Raw genomic sequence first — 17,076 nt, forward strand, 5'->3', positions numbered from 1 at the left:
CTTCTGAGGTCGCGCCGTCGTCGCCGTACGACGTCATCCGCGCCGGTCGAGCGAGCCCGCTCCCGGCGCGTCCCACCGCATCCTCGAGCCACTCACCGGGAGACCTCCATGCCTGCTCCGACCTCCGTCATCACCCTGTCCGGCCTGCACTTCGCGTGGCCCGACGGCACCCCCGTCCTCGAGGGCCTCGACCTGCTCATCGGCCCCGGCCGCACCGGCCTGGTCGGGGTCAACGGGTCCGGCAAGTCGACGATCCTCCGGCTGGTCGCCGGCGTCCTCGCGCCCACGCGCGGTCACGTGCAGGTCACCGGCGAGGTCGGCTACCTGCCCCAGGACCTCACCCTCGACACCACGCAGGGCGTCGCGGACTTCCTCGGCGTCGCCGCGGTGCAGCGTGCGGTCGCCGCGGTCGCGGCCGGCGACCTCGACGAGGACGCCCTCGCCGACGCCCTGGCCGTCATCGGGGACGACTGGGACGTCGAGGACCGCGCCGTCGCCGAGCTCGAGCGGCTCGGCCTCCCCGGCTCGATCCTCGAGCGCCGGCTCGGCGAACTGTCCGGCGGCGAGGTCACCCAGCTCGGGCTCGCCCGGCTGCTGCTGCGCCGTCCCGACGTGCTCGTCCTCGACGAGCCCACCAACAACCTCGACGCGCGAGCCCGGGACCGGCTGTACGACGTCGTGTCGTCCTGGTCGCGCACCCTCCTCGTGGTGAGCCACGACCGCGAGCTGCTGGAGCGCGTGGACCGGATCGGCGACCTGCGCGGTGGCGCCGTGCGCTGGTACGGCGGCGGCTACTCCTCCTACGCCGAGCAGGTCGAGGCCGAGCAGCACGCCGCCCGCACCGCGGTGGCGGCCGCCCGGTCCGACGTACGCCGCCAGCGCAACGACGTGCTCGAGGCCGAGCGCTTCCTGGCCTCGCGGGCCCGGATCGCCAAGAAGCAGGGCGTCGGGATGAGCAAGGCCGAGCGCGACTGGCGCAAGAACCGCTCGGAGAAGTCGACCGCGAAGTACCGCCAGACCCATGCCGACCGGCTCGAGGACGCCCGCGGGAAGCTGACCGAGGCCGAGGCCCGGCTCCGCGACGACCGCGAGATCCGGATCGACCTGCCGGGGACCGCGGTGCCGCGCGGCCGCGTGGTGCTCGAGGGCGAGCTGCCGATCAGCGGCCCCGACCGGATCGGTCTCGTCGGGCCCAACGGGTCGGGCAAGACCACGCTCCTGCACCGGCTCGTCGACCAGGCACGGGTGCCCGTCGGGCTGCTCCCCCAGCGGCTCGACCTGCTCGACCCCGACGACACGGTCGTCGGCAACGTTGCGCGCCGGGCACCCGGCGCGGACATGAACGAGGTCCGGGCCCGGCTCGCGCGGTTCCTCTTCCGCGGCTCGGCGGCCGACAAGCGGGTCGGCGACCTGTCCGGCGGCGAGCGCTTCCGGGCCACGCTCGCGGCGCTGCTGCTGGCCGACCCCGCACCCCAGCTCCTGCTCCTCGACGAGCCGACCAACAACCTCGACTTCGCGTCGTACGACGCCCTGGTGTCGGCGCTCGCGTCCTACCGGGGCGCCCTGGTCGTGGCCAGCCACGACGAGGCGTTCCTCGCCGACATCGAGGTGGAGCGGAGCGTCGACCTGGCCGCGCCGTAGGGTCGGACGCATGACGATCTCGGACGAGAAGTACCTCGCCTTCACGACCTACCGGAAGACCGGCGACGCGGTCAGCACCCCCGTGTGGGTGGTGCCGGTCAGCGACGGGCGGATCGGCTTCTGGACCGCCATGGGCACCGGCAAGACCAAGCGGCTGCGCAACGACCCGCGCGTGGCGGTCCAGCCCTCCGACGTGCGCGGCAACGTCAAGGACGGGAGCGACGCGGTGTCCGGCACGGCCGAGATGGTGCAGTCCGGCCAGCTGTTCGACGAGGTGCACAGCAGGGTGCGGGCGAAGTACGGCTTCATGACCAAGCTGACCAAGGTCTTCGCCTGGGTCGGGGGCCAGGGCCGCAAGGGGCTGACGTACGCCGACACCGTGGTGCTCGTGCGGCTCGACGGGTAGCCCTCAGGCGAACAGCGCCTGGCCGACGTACTCGCCGTCGCCGGCGCCCGGCGGCACGGCGAACAGCGCCGACCCGGTGAACTTGAGGTACTCCATCAGCGCGTCCAACTTCGCCATCCGCAGCTGCATCGGGATGAAGTGCGTGCGCGGGTCGCGCAGGTAGGCCAGGAAGAACAGGCCGGCGTTGAGGCCGCCGAGCTGGTCGGTGCCGTCGACGAAGTTGTAGCCGCGCCGCAGGATCCGCACCCCGTCGTTGTGGTCGGGGTGGACCACGCTGACGTGGGAGTCCTTCGGGATGACCGGACCGTCGTGGCCGGGCATCGAGAAGTCGGGCTCGGAGAACTCTCCGCCGCCGGACAGCGGGGCGCCGGTGTCCTTGGTGCGGCCCACAAACGCCTCCTGGTCGCCGAGCGGCTGGCGGTCCCAGACCTCGATGGTCATGTTGACCCGGCGCGCGACGAGATAGGAGCCGCCCGCCATCCACCCGGCCCTCGCGTCGTCGGAGGACGAGACCCAGACGTGCTCGGCGAGGTCGTCGGTCTCCTCGGCCTTGACGTTGGCCGTGCCGTCCTTGAAGCCGAAGAGGTTGCGGGGCGTGGACTGGGCCGTCGAGGTGGTCGACGTACGCCCGAAGCCGAGCTGCGACCAGCGCACCGCGACGGTGCCGAAACCGATCCGGGCGAGGTTGCGGATCGCGTGGACCGCGACCTGCGGGTCGTTGGCGCAGGCCTGGACGCAGAGGTCGCCGTGGGAGCGCATCTCGTCGAGGTTGTCGCCCGGGAAGTGCGGGAGCGGCGCCAGGGCGGCCGGCTGGCGGTCGGCGAGGCCGAAGCGGTCCTTGCCGTCGGCGTCGCGGAAGAGGGTCGGGCCGAAGCCGAAGGTGATCGTCAGGCCGCTCGGCGAGAGGCCGATCGCCTCGCCGGTGTCGTCCGGCGGGAGGTTGGCGGCCCCCTGGACCGGACCGATCTCGCCGGCCGGCCGGCCGCGGGTCATCCGGTCGGCCGCCTCGGTCCAGGCCTTCAGCAGCGCGACGAGCTGGGCCCGCGACCCCGTGGTCACGTCGAACGCCGCGAAGTGCAGGCGGTCCTGGGCGGGCGTCACGATGCCGGCCTGGTGCTCGCCGCGGAAGGGATAGGTCAGCGCCTCACCCGAGGCGGCGTGGGCGGACTCGCTCTCGCGACCGGCCACGAAGGCGCCGGCGACCCCGGCGACGGCGACGCCGCCACCGATCAGCCCGCGCCGGGAGACCCGCCCGGCGCCGTCGGCGCTCAGGAGAGCACCGCCGCGGTGAGCTGGGACAGCGGCTCGGAGACGGCGTTGACCGCGTCCGCGAGCTTCTTGACCTCCTGCGGCGTCAGCTGGTCGTAGGTCTTGAACCCGTCGCCGACCTTCTGCTGGTCGAGCAGCGCCTGCAGGGTGGTGAACCGCTGGTCGAGCGTCTTGGCGAGCTCCGGGTCCTTCTGCTCGAGCACCGGCTCGAGCAGGTCGACGGCCTTCCGGGCCCCCTCGACGTTGGCCTGGAAGTCCCAGAGGTCGGTCCGCGACCAGTACTCCTCCTCGCCGGTGACCTTGCCGGTCGCGACCTCCTCCATCAGGGCCCGCGAGCCATTGGCGATCTGGTCGACGGTGAAGTCGAGGTCCTTGATCCGGCCGTCGAGGGTGACGGTGTCGGCGAGCAGGTCGTCGGCGTACGTCGCCCGCTCCTTCATCGACAGGGCGGCGTACTTGCCGGCCCGCGCCGGCCACAGGTCCTTCTCGAGGCGGTGCCAGCCGGTCCACTTCTGGCCGGGCTCGAGGTCGGCCTCCCGGGCGTCCATCTTCGGGTCGAGGTCACCGAAGGACTCGGCGACCGTCTCGATCCGCTCCCAGTGCGTGCGCGCCACGGGGTAGAGCGCCTTGGCCCTGCGGTCGTCGCCGGACTTGTACGCCGCGACGAACGCCCTGGTCTGCGCCAGGAGCTGGCCGGACTCGTCCTGGACCCACTCCTGGTACTCCTCGGTCGCGTGCGCGACCTGCTCGTCGTCGCTCTGGGCCGCGACCTTGGCGCCGCTGTCGGAGACGGTGAAGTCGGCGCGGATGCCCGTGCCCTTCATCCCCGGCTTGCAGGCCGTGACGTAGGTGCCGGGGGCGACGCTGACCGTCAGCTCGCGGGACAGCCTGGGGCCGACGTTCTCGACCTCGCCGAGGATCCGCTTGCCGTCCTCGGCGTAGAGGTAGAACTCGGTGACCTCCGAGCCGTCGTTGGTGACCTCGAAGGTCAGCGTGCCGGACGGTGCGTCGAGCGGCGAGACGTCGCAGGCGTCGTCGGTCGAGGTCACCACGATCGTGCGGTCGTCGCCGGCCTTGACCGTGGCGTTCTGGGTGCACGCGGCCAGGGCCGGGGTGGCGACGAGGGCAGCGAGCAGCAGGGGGATGCGCATCGGAGGGTGTTCCTTCGGTTCGGTTCGGGTCAGCGGGCGACCGGCGCCGGGGCGGGCTTCGCAGCCGGCGGAGTGGCCGCGCGGCGGCGTACGCCGGCGATGAAGAGCAGCAGGGTCGGCACGACGTAGAGGACCCAGACGACCGCCTCGAGGACGGTCGTGACCGGGGAGAAGTTGAAGACGCCCTTGAGGAGCACGGCGTACCACGTGCTCGGGTCGATCGTGTCCGAGACGTCGAAGGCGATGGTGTCCAGGCCGGGCAGGATGCCGGCCTCCTGGAGGTCGTGGACACCGTAGGACAGCACGCCGGCGGCGACGAGGACCAGGAAGTAGCCGGTCCAGGTGAAGAAGCGCGACAGGTTGATCGAGATGGCACCGCGGTAGAGCAGGTAGCCGATGACGACCGCGGTCGCCAGGCCGAGGGCGGCGCCGAGCAGCGGCTCCCAGGTGGGGGTGGCCGAGCCGGCCGCCTCGCGGGTGCCGGCCTTGGTGGCTGCCCAGAGGAAGAGCGCCGTCTCCAGGCCCTCCCGGCCGACGGCCAGGACGGCCACCAGGACCAGCGACCAGCGGTTGCCCTCGGCGGCCTTGTCGACCTGGCCGCGGAGCTCCCCACTCATGGCACGGGCGGCGCGGGCCATCCAGAAGATCATCCAGGTGACGAAGCAGACCGCGACGATCGAGAGCGTCCCGCCGATGGCCTCCTGCGCCTCGAACGTCAGGCCGCTGGGGCCGTAGGTCAGCAGGGCGCCGAAGGCGAGGCTGACACCGACGGCCAGGGCGACGCCGACCCAGATGCGGGTGAGCAGGTGCCGCCGCTCGGACTTGACCAGGTAGGCCACCAGGATGCTCACGACCAGCGCGGCCTCGAGTCCCTCGCGGAGCCCGATCAGGTAGTTCGCCAGCATGTCAGTCCCTTAGGTGAGGCAACACTTACTTAGGTGCGCCTTACCTTACACAAGACTGGCAGGTTGCCGGCAGGGGGTCCGCCGGGGCGTGCGTCACACGGCGCAGCCGTCGGGGCCGCAGGCCTCTCCCCCGGGCGCCATCTCCAGGGTGGGGCGGGCCTCGGCCCACGCCCGCTCGAGGACCTGTGCGAAGACCTCGGCCGGCTGGGCGCCGCTGATCCCGAACTTCTCGTCGACGACGTAGAACGGGACGCCGGTGGCGCCGTACGCCCGCGCCTGCGCGATGTCGGCCTGCACGGCAGCGGCGTACGCGTCGCCGGTCAGCACCTCCTTGACCCGCACGTCGTCGAGGCCCACCTCCGTGGCTGCCGCGTGCAGCACGTCGTGGTCGCCGACGTCCTCGGCGCGCACGAAGTACGCCGCGAGCAGGGCCTCCTTGAGGTCGCGTTGGAGCGCGGGGCCACCCTCGTCGAGGGCGAGGTGCAGCAGCCGGTGGGCGTCGATGGTGTTGGTGTGGACGTTCTCGAGGAGCCGGAACGCCAGCCCCTCCTCGGCGGCCACCTCGGTCAGCTGCAGCTGCATCTGCCGCATCTCGTCCTCGCTGCGGCCGTACTTGCGCGCGAGCACGGGGGTCGTGAGCTCGTGCCCGTGCTGCGGCGCCGAGGGGTCGAGCTCGAAGGAGCGGTAGACGATCTCCACGTCGTCACGGTGCTCGAAGCCCGCCAGGGCGGTCTCCAGCCGGCGCTTGCCGACGTAGCACCAGGGACAGACGACGTCGGACCAGATCTCGATACGCATGGCTGGTACAACGTTCAACCGCTCCGGACATTCCCGACCCGTCGCTCGTTGACGCAGAAACGCGTCGACCCGTCGTCCATGGACGACGGGTCGACGCGTTGGGTGGTGAAGAAGCGACGGGTCAGTGCGCGACCGGCGCCATGCCCTCCTCGGGCTCCTCGACCTCGCCGATCATCTCCTCGATCTGCTCGGTGCTCAGCGCGACGGCCATCGCCCAGTAGTAGACGACCAGGCTCCAGGCCGCGACGACCAGGGCGTCCCAACCGAACGGGATCAACGCGTTGTCGCCCTTCGGACCGAAGTCACTGATGTAGACGATCACGCCCATGCCGATGAGGTAGGGGATCAGCCAGGACGCGGCCTTCCAGTCCAGGGTCGGCTTGTGCTCGTTGAGCTTGAAGACGCGGTTGGCGACCAGGATGGCGTAGCCGATCAGGATCGTGATGCCGAGCTTCCAGATCGTGTCCCAGCCGGTCCACAGGATGATCAGGTTGGCGATGATGAACGCCACCGGCGACAGGAACCCGGCGGCGGGCAGCCGGTAGGGGCGCTCCGCGTCGGGCAGGCGACGGCGGAACGCGCCCAGCGAGAGCGGCGCACCGCCGTACATCAGCACCGACGCGCTGGTGATCAGGCCGACCAGCGACTGCCAGCTCGGGAACGGCAGGAAGCAGATGCAGCCGGTGATGAAGGCGGCCAGCAGGCCCACCCACGGCACGTTGCGCTTGTTGGTCCACTCGAAGGCCGAGGGGACGTAGCCGTTGCGCGAGAGGCCGTAGGCCAGGCGCGAGCTGCCGGTCGTGTAGATCAGGCCGGTGCCTCCGGGGCTGATGATCGCGTCGGCGTAGATGATCGCGGCCAGCCAGCCGATGCTGAGCAGGCTCGCGATCTCGGCGAACGGGCCGGTGAAGGTCGTGTAGAGGCCGTTGCCGACCTGGTCCCAGGTGTCGCCGATCGCGCTCTTGGGGAGGGCGAAGAGGAAGACCAGCTGCAGCAGGATGTAGAGGATCGTGCCGAAGACGACCGAGCCGATGATCGCGAACGGGACGTCGCGCTTGGGGTTGGCCGACTCGCCCGCGAGCTGGTCGGCCTGCTCGAAGCCGAGGTAGCTGAAGATGATGCCGCCGGTGGAGACCGCGGCGAAGATGCCCTTGAGGCCCGCCGGGTTGAAGCCGTTGGCGGCCGTGAGGTTGCTGGTGTCGAAGTTGGCGATCGCCAGCACCAGGATGGTGAGCAGCGGGATCGCGATCTTCCACCAGGTCGCGGCACTGTTGGTGGCCGCGAGCTTCTTGACGCCGAGGAAGTTGATGGCCGTCAGGATCGCCATCAGGATGATCGCCACGACGATGCCGGTGAAGCTGAGGACGCCGTTGTCGGGGTTGATCCAGCCGTTCGCGAAGTCGTAGTGACCGGCGTACGTCAGCATCGCCGACACCTCGATGGGGGCGACGGTCGCGGCGTTGAGCCAGGCGAACCAGCCGAACGAGGCACCCGCGACACCGCCGAAGGCGTAGTGCGGGAAGCGGGCCGTGCCGCCCGAGACGGGGTACATGCCACCGAGCTCCGCGTGCACGAGTGCGAGGACGACGATGGCCACGCCACCGATGACCCACGAGATGATCGCGGCCGGTCCGGCGGCGATCAGGGCCTCCTGCGGGCCGAACAGCCAGCCGGAGCCGATGATCGAGCCCATCGAGGCCCAGGTGAGGCCGATGATGCCGACCTCACGGACCAGCTTGGTGTTGCGCTTCTTGGGTGGTGCCGGCGCCTGGGTGCTTGTCATGCGTCCTCCGAGTTACAGGGGATCGAAGATGGACGAAAGGGGCCGGTGAGGCCCCCAACAACCACCTCTACCCACTCGTCGGCGGATCACTCCTGCGAAATGGCAGATCTGTTCCGAAAGGCGACCGACCCGCCCCGGTGTCCGGGACGGGTCGGTGCACGCGTTGCTGTGGGTCAGCGGGTGGCGGTGCCCTCGGTGTAGTCGGAGTCGTGCGACTTCACCCAGGCCATCAGCTTGCGCAGCTCGCGTCCGGTCTTCTCGATCGGGTGGTTCTCGCCCTGCTCGCGGAACTTCGTGAACTCCGGCGAGCCGTTGTCCATGTCGGTGATGAAGCGCTCGGCGAAGGAGCCGTTCTTGATGTCCTCGAGGACGCCGACCATGTTCTGCTTCACGCGCTCGTCGATGACCCGCGGGCCCGAGACGTAGTCGCCGAACTCCGCGGTGTCGGAGACCGACCAGCGCTGCTTGGCGATGCCGCCCTCGTACATCAGGTCGACGATGAGCTTGAGCTCGTGGAGGCACTCGAAGTAGGCGACCTCGGGCTGGTAGCCGGCCTCGGTGAGGACCTCGAAGCCGTACTGCACCAGCTGGCTGGCGCCGCCGCACAGGACGGCCTGCTCGCCGAACAGGTCGGTCTCGGTCTCCTCGGTGAACGTGGTCTTGATGCCGCCGGCACGCAGGCCGCCGATCGCCTTGGCGTAGGACAGCGCGAGCGGCCAGGCGTTGCCCGACGCGTCCTTCTCGACGGCGACGAGCACGGGCACGCCGCGGCCGTCGACGTACTCGCGACGCACCAGGTGGCCCGGACCCTTGGGGGCGACCATGAAGACGTCGACGCCCTCGGGCGGGGTGATGTAGCCGAAGCGGATGTTGAAGCCGTGGCCGAACACGAGGGTGTCGCCCTCGGCGAGGTGCGGCTCGACCTCCTCGGCGTAGAGCTTCCGCTGGTGCTGGTCGGGGGCCAGGATCACGACGACGTCGGCCTCCTGGACCGCCTCGGCGGGGGTGAGGACGCGCAGGCCCTCGGCCTCGGCCTTGGCCCGGCTCTTCGAGCCCGGCTGCAGGCCGATGCGGACGTCGACACCGGAGTCGCGCAGCGACAGCGCGTGGGCGTGGCCCTGGCTGCCGTAGCCGATCACGGCCACGTTCTTGCCCTGGATGAGGGACAGGTCGGCGTCGTCGTCGTAGAACATCTCAGCCACGGGGGCTCTCCTTCTGGTTGGAATTCTCTGGGTACGTCGGGTGGTGACTCACCGGGCTGCGGTGGCCGCGGGCGGGGCAGGGATCGGGACGGGACGGAGCGTGCGCTCGCTGATGGACCGGGAGCCGCGGCCGATCGCGACCATGCCGGACTGCACGAGCTCACGGATCCCGAAGGGCTCCACGACCTTGAGGAAGGACGCGAGCTTGTCGGCGTTGCCGGTGACCTCGATCGTCACGGCGTCGGTGGCGACGTCGACGACGCGCGCGCGGAACAGCGAGACCGCGTCGAGGACCTGGCCGCGCGACTCGGGGTCGGCCTTGACCTTGACCAGCAGCAGCTCGCGGTTGACCGAGGCGGGGCCGTCGAGCTCGACGATCTTGATCACCTCGACCAGCTTGTTCAGCTGCTTGGTGACCTGCTCGAGCGGGGACTCCTCGACGTTGACCACGATGGTCATCCGCGAGACCTCGACGTGCTCGGTCGGGCCGACCGCGAGCGACTCGATGTTGAAGCCGCGTCGGCTGAAGAGGCCGGCGATGCGGGCCAGCACGCCGGGCTTGTTCTCGACCAGCACGGACAGGGTGTGCTTGCTCATCAGAGGTCGTCCTCCTCGAACTGGGGAGCAAGGTCGCGGGCGTACTTGATCTCGTCGTTGCTCGTGCCGGCCGCGACCATCGGCCACACCATCGCGTCGCGGTGGACGCGGAAGTCCACGACCACGGGGACGTCGTTGACCTCCATCGCCTTGTTGATCGTGGCGTCCACGTCGTCGGGGCTCTCGCAGGCGAGGCCGACGCAGCCGTAGGCCTCGGCGAGCTTGACGAAGTCGGGGATCCGCTTGGAGTGCAGGTCGGTGTTGGAGTAGCGCTCGTTGTAGAACAACGTCTGCCACTGCCGCACCATGCCGAGCGACTCGTTGTTGATGATCGCGACCTTGATCGGGATGTCGTTGATCGCGCAGGTGGCCAGCTCCTGGTTGGTCATCTGGAAGCAGCCGTCGCCGTCGATCGCCCAGACGGTGGAGTCGGGCATCCCGACCTTGGCGCCCATCGCGGCCGGCACGGAGTAGCCCATGGTCCCGAGACCGCCCGAGTTGAGCCAGGTGTTGGGCTTCTCGTAGCCGATGAAGTGGGCCGCCCACATCTGGTGCTGCCCGACACCGGACGTGAAGATGGTGTCGGGTCCCGCGATCTTGCCGAGCCGCTCGATGACGTACTGCGGGGCGAGGCCCTCGGCCGGCTTGTCGTAGCCCAGCGGATAGGTCTGCTTCACCCCGGCGAGGAACTGCACCCACGCCTCGTAGTCGCCGGTGTGGCCGGCGTCGGCCTCGGCCTTGAGCGCCACGATCAGGTCGCTGATGACCTCGCGGCAGTCCCCCACGATCGGGACGTCGGCGACGCGGTTCTTGCCGATCTCGGCCGGGTCGATGTCGGCGTGGATGACCTTGGCCCCGGGCGCGAACGAGTCGAGGTTGCCGGTCACCCGGTCGTCGAAGCGGGCGCCGAGGCTGATGATCAGATCGGACTTCTGCAGCCCGGCCACCGCCGCGACAGTGCCGTGCATGCCGGGCATGCCGAGGTGCTGCGGGTGGCTGTCGGGGAACGCGCCGCGAGCCATCAGGGTCGTCACGACCGGCATGCCGGTGAACTCCGCCAGGACGCGCAGCTCGCGGGAGGCGGCCGCGCGGATCGTGCCGCCGCCGACGTACAGGACGGGCCGGCGGGCCTCGAGGATGAGCTTGGCCGCCTCGCGGATCTGCTTGGCGTGCGGCTTGGTCACCGGGCGGTAGCCGGGCAGGTGCAGCTCGGTCGGCCACCGGAAGGTCGTCATCGACTGGAGCGCCGACTTGGCGACGTCGACGAGGACCGGGCCGGGGCGGCCGGTGCTGGCGATGTAGAACGCCTCGGCGACCGTGCGCGGGATCTCGGCGGGGTCGGTGACCAGGAAGTTGTGCTTGGTGATCGGCATGGTGATGCCGCGGATGTCCGCCTCCTGGAAGGCGTCGGTCCCGATCATCGAGGCACCGACCTGGCCGGTGATCGCGACCATCGGCACCGAGTCCATGTGGGCGTCGGCCAGCGGGGTCACCAGGTTGGTGGCGCCCGGGCCGGAGGTGGCCATGCAGACGCCGACCCGACCCGTGGCGGCGGCGTACCCCTGCGCCGCGTGGCCCGCACCCTGCTCGTGGCGGACCAGAATGTGCCGGATCGAGCTGTCCATGAGGGGGTCGTACGCCGGAAGGATCGCCCCACCCGGGATGCCGAAGATGTTGTCGGCCCCAGCCGCCTCCAGCGACTTGATCAGGCTCTGTGCGCCCGTGATCTGCTCGCTCATCGCCGTGCTTCCCTCTCCTGTGCTGCCGTTGACCTGTGCCCGTGTGGCCTGTGCCCATAAAAAAGCCCCTCGGCCCGTGGGCAACGAGGGGTGACGCGCTGGCTGGTTCGGTGTGAACTCAGCTCACGCGTCGCGTGCATACAAGAAGAATCTCGCGCATGCCGCCACGGTAGCCGTCGGCTCCCTCGTGCGTCACCCGAGTGTGACAGGCGTCCCACGATGCGGGACGCCTGTCTCACTCTATGTCAGTCGACCCGTCAGTCACGGCCGGCGCTGGTGCACACGCACGCCTTGTTGCCCTCGGCGTCGGCGAGGATCGTGAAGGCCGGCTCCCGGGCCGCACTGACCAGCGTGCCCCCGGCCGCCAGCGCTGCCTCGATCCGGCCGGGCGCGACCTCGGGCGGCACGGTGATGTCGACGTGGAAGCGCTGCCGCGGCTCGTCGTGGGGATCGGTCTCCTGGAACCACAGCGTCGGCAGCGAGCCGCCCTTGTCGACCAGCTCGTCGGGGCTGGCCGTCTCCGACATCCCGAGCGCGGCCAGCCAGAAAGGCCGCACCCGCTCGAGGTCCGCGGTGTCGAGCGCCAGCTCGAGCACCTGCACGGACGCGGGGTCGGCCGCGACCCCGGCCTCGGCGGCCAGCTCGCTGATCCGGCGGGCCAGGCGCAGGTCGCGGTCGGTGACCCCACCGACGTCGTGGCTACTGAGCCGGACGTTGAGGTGGGGGTAGCGCAGGTCGAGGTCGGGGTGGTGGTCCATCTCCTCGGCGGCCTCGGTGATCGCGGTCGCCAGCCGGAGCCCGGTCACGAAGTCACCGGTGCGGAAACGGGCGTGGAGGGCGCGCAGCATCCAGCGCCAGTCGTCGAGGCCCTCGGCGGCGACGGTGTCGGTGTGGGTCCGCAGGGTCCTGTCGCTCACGGGAGCACCTCCTGCCCGATCGGGCCGGGGTTGGTGGCGATCTCCCAGCGGAAGCCGTCGGGGTCGCCGAAGTAGCCGGTGTAGCCGCCCCAGTCGCGCTCGACCGCCTCGGTGACGGGATCGGCCCCCGCCGCCCGGGCGGTCCCGAGGATGGCGTCGACCTCGGCCTCGGTGCGGACATTGTGGGAGAGCGTCAGCGGTGCGACGCCCTCGCCGCGCCGGATCGGGCCGACCTCGGCCTCGAAGCCGGCCTCGCTCCACAGCGAGAGGACGAGGTGCTCCCCCGCCTTGATCATCAGCACCTCACCGGGCACGTCGAGCGCGGCCGCCCAGCCGAGGCCGTCGAGGTAGAAGGCACGGCTGCGGTCGAGGTCGGCCACCGCCAGGGTCACGAAGCTGATCCGTTGGTCCATGCCGTCCACCCTGCCACGGTCCGGGGACACCGACTCGTGGCGTCAGGCGAGGGTCTGGGTGACCTCGTGCCGGTCGCCGTCGACCACGACCCGGCCCAGGGCGTGGTTGACCAGCGGCAGGAACGGCTGGGTGTGGCCGATCTCCATGTCCAGCACGATCGGGACGTCGAGCATCCCGAGGGCGTCGATCACGGCGTCGTGCTGGCTCATGTCGTCGTGGCCGGGCGCGGGGGTGCGGCCAATGAGGATGGCGTTGGCGTGCTCGAACCACCCGGAGAGGCGCAGTCCGTGCAGGGCGCGGCAGACGTCGTAGGACCCGTGCTCGGCGGCCTCGAGGTAGACCAGCAGCCCCTCGTCGGCGTGGGCGCGGCCGTGGGCGGGCACGTCGGCGTACGGCGTGCCGGCCAGCGGCATGACGCACTCGATGCAGCCGCCGACCAGCCGACCGGACACGTCGAGGTCTCCGCCGCCGACGACCGTCCACGAGCCGGGCGCGTCGAGCTGCATCTCGGAGATCTCCGGCGTGGCGCGGTAGTCGCCCCAGCCGACGCGGTGGCGGCCGGGGCTCCGCTGGGTGAAGGGCTCGGTGGCCGAGGCGACGTCGACCCAGTGCAGGAGCCCGTCGGGAGCGGCGTACGCGGTGTCCATGAGGTTCCAGCCGTGGATGCTGGCCCAGCCCAGTCGGAGTGACAGCGGCAGCATCCACGACGTCGAGTCGGACCAGCCGACCGTCCAGGTGGGCTCGGCGGCGGCGAGGGCGTCCCAGTCGAGCTGGTCGAGCAGGTCGATCGCGAGCTCGCCGCCCCAGGGCGGGACGACCGCACGGATCGCCGGGTCGAGCAGCATCGCGGTCAGCTCCGCGGCGCGCTGCTCCTTGGGGGCCGACGTGACGCGCTCCCCGTCCATGCAGTCGCCGACGACGACCTCGAAGCCACGCTCGCGCAGCGAGGCCACGCAGACGTCGAGCCGTGGACGCAGGTTGTCGGGGACACCGCTCGAGGGCGAGGTGACGCCGATCCGGTCACCGGGGCGCAGCGGGCGCGGGAACTCCATGGCGCTCAGGCTGTCAGGGCGTCCAGCGTGGCGCGAACGATTTCCACCCCGCGCTCGACCTCGCCGAAGGACGTCGACAGCGGCGAGAGGCCGAGCCGGAGACCGCCGGGATCGCGGTAGTCCGGGATGACGTCCTGCGCCCACAGCCGCGCGGTCACCTCGCGCATCGCGGGGTGGTTGACGGTCACGTGGCCGCCGCGACGGTCGGCCTCCCGCGGGCTCGCGAGCACGGCGCCCGCGGGGACGAGGACCTCGTCGGTGAGGTCGATGGCGTATTGCGTGAGGGCGACCGACTTGTCCCGCACCGCGTCGATGCCGGCCTCGTCGAGCAGCTCGAGCATGTCGCGCACCGCGAGCATGCCGAGGATCGGCGGGGTCCCGGAGAGGAACCTGCGGATGCCCGGCGCGGGGGTGTAGGAGGGACCCATCAGGAACGGGTCGTCGTTGCCGATCCAGCCGCGGATCGGCTGGGTCAGCTCGTCGATCAGCCGGCTCGCGACGTACACGAAGGCCGGCGCGCCGGGGCCGCCGTTGAGGTACTTGTACGAGCAGCCGACGGCGATGTCGACGTCCCACGCGTCGAGCGCGAGCGGGACCGAGCCGGCCGAGTGGCACACGTCCGCGAGGATGAGGGCGCCGGCCTCGTGAGTGATCCGGACGAGCTCCGGCAGGTCCGCGAGCCAGGCCGAACGGTAGGCGACGTGGCTGACCACGACCAGCGCGGTGGCCGGGCCGACGGCGTCCGCGAGCTGCTCGACGGTGACGCCCTCGGTGGTGTCGACCTCGATCCACCGCAGCGTCAGGCCGAGCTCGTCGGCGATGCCGGCGGCGACGTAGCGGTCGGTCGGGAAGTTGTCGCGGTCGATCACGATCTCGGTGCGGCCCGGCCGGGCCGCGACCGCGGCCCGCATCATCTTGTAGAGCAGCACCGTCGTGGAGTCGCCGACCACGGTCTGACCCGCGGCGGCGCCGAGGCAGATCCGGCCGAGGTCGTCGCCGATCCGGTGCGGCAGGTCCATCCAGCCCTCGTCCCAGCCGCGGATCAGCCGGCCGCCCCACTCCTCGTCGACGAACCGCTGGATCCGCGGGCCCGTCGCGCTCAGGGGTCGGCCGAGGCTGTTGCCGTCGAAGTAGACGAGCGGGTCGCCGGCGCCGACGAACCGCTCGCGGAAGCCCGCGAGCGGGTCCTGGCGGTCGAGCTGGGCGGCGAGGTCGGTGGGCGCGCTGGTCACACGGACATGTCTACCGCAGCGCGCCCTCCGGTCAGCTCGTGACGGCGCCGTGGGCGGCGGACTGGACGACCTTGGCGTACTTGCCGAGGACCCCGCGGGTGTACTTCGGCGGCTTCGGGCTCCAGCCCTCCTTGCGGGCCTCGAGGTCGTCGATCTCCACGTCGAGGCGGCGGTTGAGCACGTCGAGGGTGATCTTGTCGCCGTCGCGGACGAAGGCGATCGGGCCGCCGTCGGAGGCCTCGGGCGCGACGTGGCCCACGCACAGGCCCGTCGTGCCTCCCGAGAACCGGCCGTCGGTCAGCAGCAGCACGTCCTTGCCGAGGCCGGCGCCCTTGATGGCGCCGGTGATGGCGAGCATCTCGCGCATGCCGGGGCCGCCCTTGGGGCCCTCGTAGCGGATCACGACGACGTCGCCGGCGGTGACCTGCCCGGCAGCGAGGGCGTCCATCGCGGCGCGCTCCCCGTCGAAGACCCGGGCCGTGCCCTCGAAGACCGACTCGTCGAAGCCGGCGGACTTCACGACCGCACCCTCCGGGGCCAGCGTGCCCTTGAGGATGGTCAGGCCGCCGGTCTTGTGGATCGGCCGGTCGAGGTCGCGGATCACGTCGTCGTCGACGGCCGGCGGGGCCAGCGCCTCGAGGTTCTCGCGCATCGTCCTGCCGGTGACGGTCAGGCAGTCGCCGTGCATGAGGCCGGCGTCGAGCAGCGCCTTCATGACCATGGGGATGCCGCCGACCTTGTCGACGTCGTTCATGACGTACTTGCCGAAGGGCTTGAGGTCGCCGAGGTGCGGCACCTTGTCGCCGATCCGGTTGAAGTCGTCGAGGGTCAGGTCGACCTCGGCCTCGCGGGCGATCGCGAGCAGGTGCAGGACGGCATTGGTGGAGCCGCCGAGCGCCATCACGACCGTGATGGCGTTCTCGAAGGCCTCCTTGGTCAGGATCTGGCGGGCGGTGATGCCCTTCCGCAGCAGGTTGACGACCGCCTCGCCGGAGCGGTGGGCGAAACCGTCGCGTCGGCGGTCGACCGCCGGCGGCGCGGCGGAGCCGGGCAGCGACAGGCCGAGGGCCTCGCCGACGGCGGCCATCGTGTTGGCGGTGTACATGCCGCCGCAGGCGCCCTCGCCCGGACAGATGGCCCGCTCGATCCGGTCGACCTCGTCGCGGGTGATCTTGCCCGCCAGGCAGGCACCGACGGCCTCGAAGGCGTCGATGATCGTCACGTCGTTGCCGTCGACCTGGCCGGGCATGATGGAGCCGGCGTACAGGAACACGGCGGCGAGGTCGAGGCGCGCGGCGGCCATCATCATGCCGGGCAGCGACTTGTCGCAGCCGGCGAGCAGCACCGACCCGTCGAGCCGCTCGGCCATCATCACGGTCTCGACCGAGTCGGCGATCACCTCGCGGGAGACCAGCGAGAAGTGCATCCCCTCGTGGCCCATCGAGATGCCGTCGGAGACCGAGATCGTGCCGAACTCCAGCGGGTAGCCACCCGCCGCGTGCACGCCGTTCTTCACGGCCTTCGCGAGCCGGTCGAGCGAGAGGTTGCAGGGGGTGATCTCATTCCAGCTCGACGCCACGCCGATCTGGGGCTTCTCCCAGTCGTCGTCGCCCATGCCGACCGCGCGGAGCATGCCGCGGGCCGCGGCCCGCTCGAGACCGTCCGTCACGTCGCGGGAACGGGGCTTGATGTCGATCTGGCCGGTCTCGTCGCTCATGGAGCCGAGGTTAGTCGCGTGGGGCGCACGGGGTCCTGACGGGACCGGCCCGCGAGAAGGCACGGCGTACGCCGGCAGTTGCGCCAGTGAGACTTGTGTCGGTGTCGTGGAGGACGTGCTGACCCGAGTTGCGCCCTGTCGTCGCTGACTGACTTTGAGTCGATTCGATCGCGCGTTCTCCACGACCCAGCTCGATGCGCATTCAGGGCGCGCCGGCCGGGCTCGTGACTTGATAGGAGCCTGGCTGAGGTCT

At 70.9% G+C, this 17,076-nt stretch carries 15 protein-coding genes; 2 read left to right on the forward strand and 13 right to left on the reverse strand.

What is annotated here, in order from left to right; translation table 11 throughout:
* The first annotated feature begins 108 nt into the window (after positions 1-108).
* The gene (locus tag EJF31_RS19805; protein WP_125038872.1) at positions 109-1,641 is read left to right on the forward strand and encodes an ABC-F family ATP-binding cassette domain-containing protein; all 1,533 of its coding nucleotides are present in this window, start codon (positions 109-111) and stop codon (positions 1,639-1,641) included.
* 10 nt (positions 1,642-1,651) lie between these two features.
* Positions 1,652-2,047, forward strand: coding sequence for a PPOX class F420-dependent oxidoreductase (locus EJF31_RS19810; RefSeq protein WP_125038873.1), 396 nt, complete (start codon positions 1,652-1,654; stop codon positions 2,045-2,047).
* A 3-nt stretch (positions 2,048-2,050) separates the two neighbouring features.
* Here the strand turns inward: EJF31_RS19810 and efeB are convergent, their stop codons facing one another.
* The 13 genes from efeB to ilvD all read right to left on the reverse strand — a co-directional run bounded on the left by efeB (position 2,051) and on the right by ilvD (position 16,823).
* Positions 2,051-3,319 (reverse strand): iron uptake transporter deferrochelatase/peroxidase subunit, encoded by a 1,269-nt coding sequence (gene efeB / locus EJF31_RS19815; RefSeq protein ID WP_125038937.1) that lies wholly within the window; start codon positions 3,317-3,319, stop codon positions 2,051-2,053.
* Entirely contained in the window at positions 3,316-4,467 is a 1,152-nt protein-coding gene (gene efeO / locus EJF31_RS19820) for an iron uptake system protein EfeO (RefSeq protein ID WP_125038874.1), read from the reverse strand. The genes efeB and efeO overlap by 4 nt, the downstream gene beginning before the upstream one ends.
* A gap of 29 nt (positions 4,468-4,496) precedes the next feature.
* On the reverse strand, positions 4,497-5,372 hold the full coding sequence (gene efeU, locus EJF31_RS19825) for an iron uptake transporter permease EfeU (RefSeq protein WP_125038875.1): 876 nt from the start codon (positions 5,370-5,372) through the stop codon (positions 4,497-4,499).
* A 93-nt stretch (positions 5,373-5,465) separates the two neighbouring features.
* Positions 5,466-6,170 carry a DsbA family oxidoreductase gene (locus EJF31_RS19830; protein ID WP_125038876.1) on the reverse strand — a complete coding sequence of 235 codons (705 nt, stop codon included), beginning with the start codon at positions 6,168-6,170 and terminating at the stop codon, positions 5,466-5,468.
* A gap of 121 nt (positions 6,171-6,291) precedes the next feature.
* Complete coding sequence (locus tag EJF31_RS19835) at positions 6,292-7,953, reverse strand: APC family permease (protein WP_125038877.1); 1,662 nt, start codon at positions 7,951-7,953, stop codon at positions 6,292-6,294.
* Positions 7,954-8,126: 173 nt separating this feature from the next.
* Positions 8,127-9,155, reverse strand: coding sequence for a ketol-acid reductoisomerase (gene ilvC, locus EJF31_RS19840; RefSeq protein WP_307718985.1), 1,029 nt, complete (start codon positions 9,153-9,155; stop codon positions 8,127-8,129).
* A 48-nt stretch (positions 9,156-9,203) separates the two neighbouring features.
* Positions 9,204-9,752 (reverse strand): acetolactate synthase small subunit, encoded by a 549-nt coding sequence (gene ilvN / locus EJF31_RS19845; RefSeq protein ID WP_125038878.1) that lies wholly within the window; start codon positions 9,750-9,752, stop codon positions 9,204-9,206.
* Positions 9,752-11,491, reverse strand: coding sequence for an acetolactate synthase large subunit (locus tag EJF31_RS19850; protein ID WP_125038879.1), 1,740 nt, complete (start codon positions 11,489-11,491; stop codon positions 9,752-9,754). Before EJF31_RS19850 ends, ilvN begins: the two co-directional genes overlap by 1 nt.
* A 257-nt stretch (positions 11,492-11,748) precedes the next feature.
* Positions 11,749-12,408 carry a 4a-hydroxytetrahydrobiopterin dehydratase gene (locus EJF31_RS19855; RefSeq protein ID WP_260430981.1) on the reverse strand — a complete coding sequence of 220 codons (660 nt, stop codon included), beginning with the start codon at positions 12,406-12,408 and terminating at the stop codon, positions 11,749-11,751.
* Complete coding sequence (locus EJF31_RS19860; RefSeq protein ID WP_125038880.1) at positions 12,405-12,821, reverse strand: VOC family protein; 417 nt, start codon at positions 12,819-12,821, stop codon at positions 12,405-12,407. The genes EJF31_RS19855 and EJF31_RS19860 overlap by 4 nt, the downstream gene beginning before the upstream one ends.
* A 42-nt stretch (positions 12,822-12,863) precedes the next feature.
* Positions 12,864-13,874: a S66 peptidase family protein gene (locus EJF31_RS19865; RefSeq protein WP_125038881.1), complete on the reverse strand. Its 1,011-nt coding sequence runs from the start codon at positions 13,872-13,874 to the stop codon at positions 12,864-12,866.
* A 5-nt stretch (positions 13,875-13,879) separates the two neighbouring features.
* Complete coding sequence (locus EJF31_RS19870) at positions 13,880-15,106, reverse strand: kynureninase (protein WP_125038882.1); 1,227 nt, start codon at positions 15,104-15,106, stop codon at positions 13,880-13,882.
* Positions 15,107-15,137: 31 nt separating this feature from the next.
* Entirely contained in the window at positions 15,138-16,823 is a 1,686-nt protein-coding gene (gene ilvD, locus EJF31_RS19875) for a dihydroxy-acid dehydratase (protein WP_125038883.1), read from the reverse strand.
* Positions 16,824-17,076: the final 253 nt, after the last annotated feature.

Origin of the sequence: Nocardioides sp. LS1 (assembly GCF_003865225.1) — a bacterium.
GTDB lineage: Bacteria > Actinomycetota > Actinomycetes > Propionibacteriales > Nocardioidaceae > Nocardioides > Nocardioides ginsengisegetis.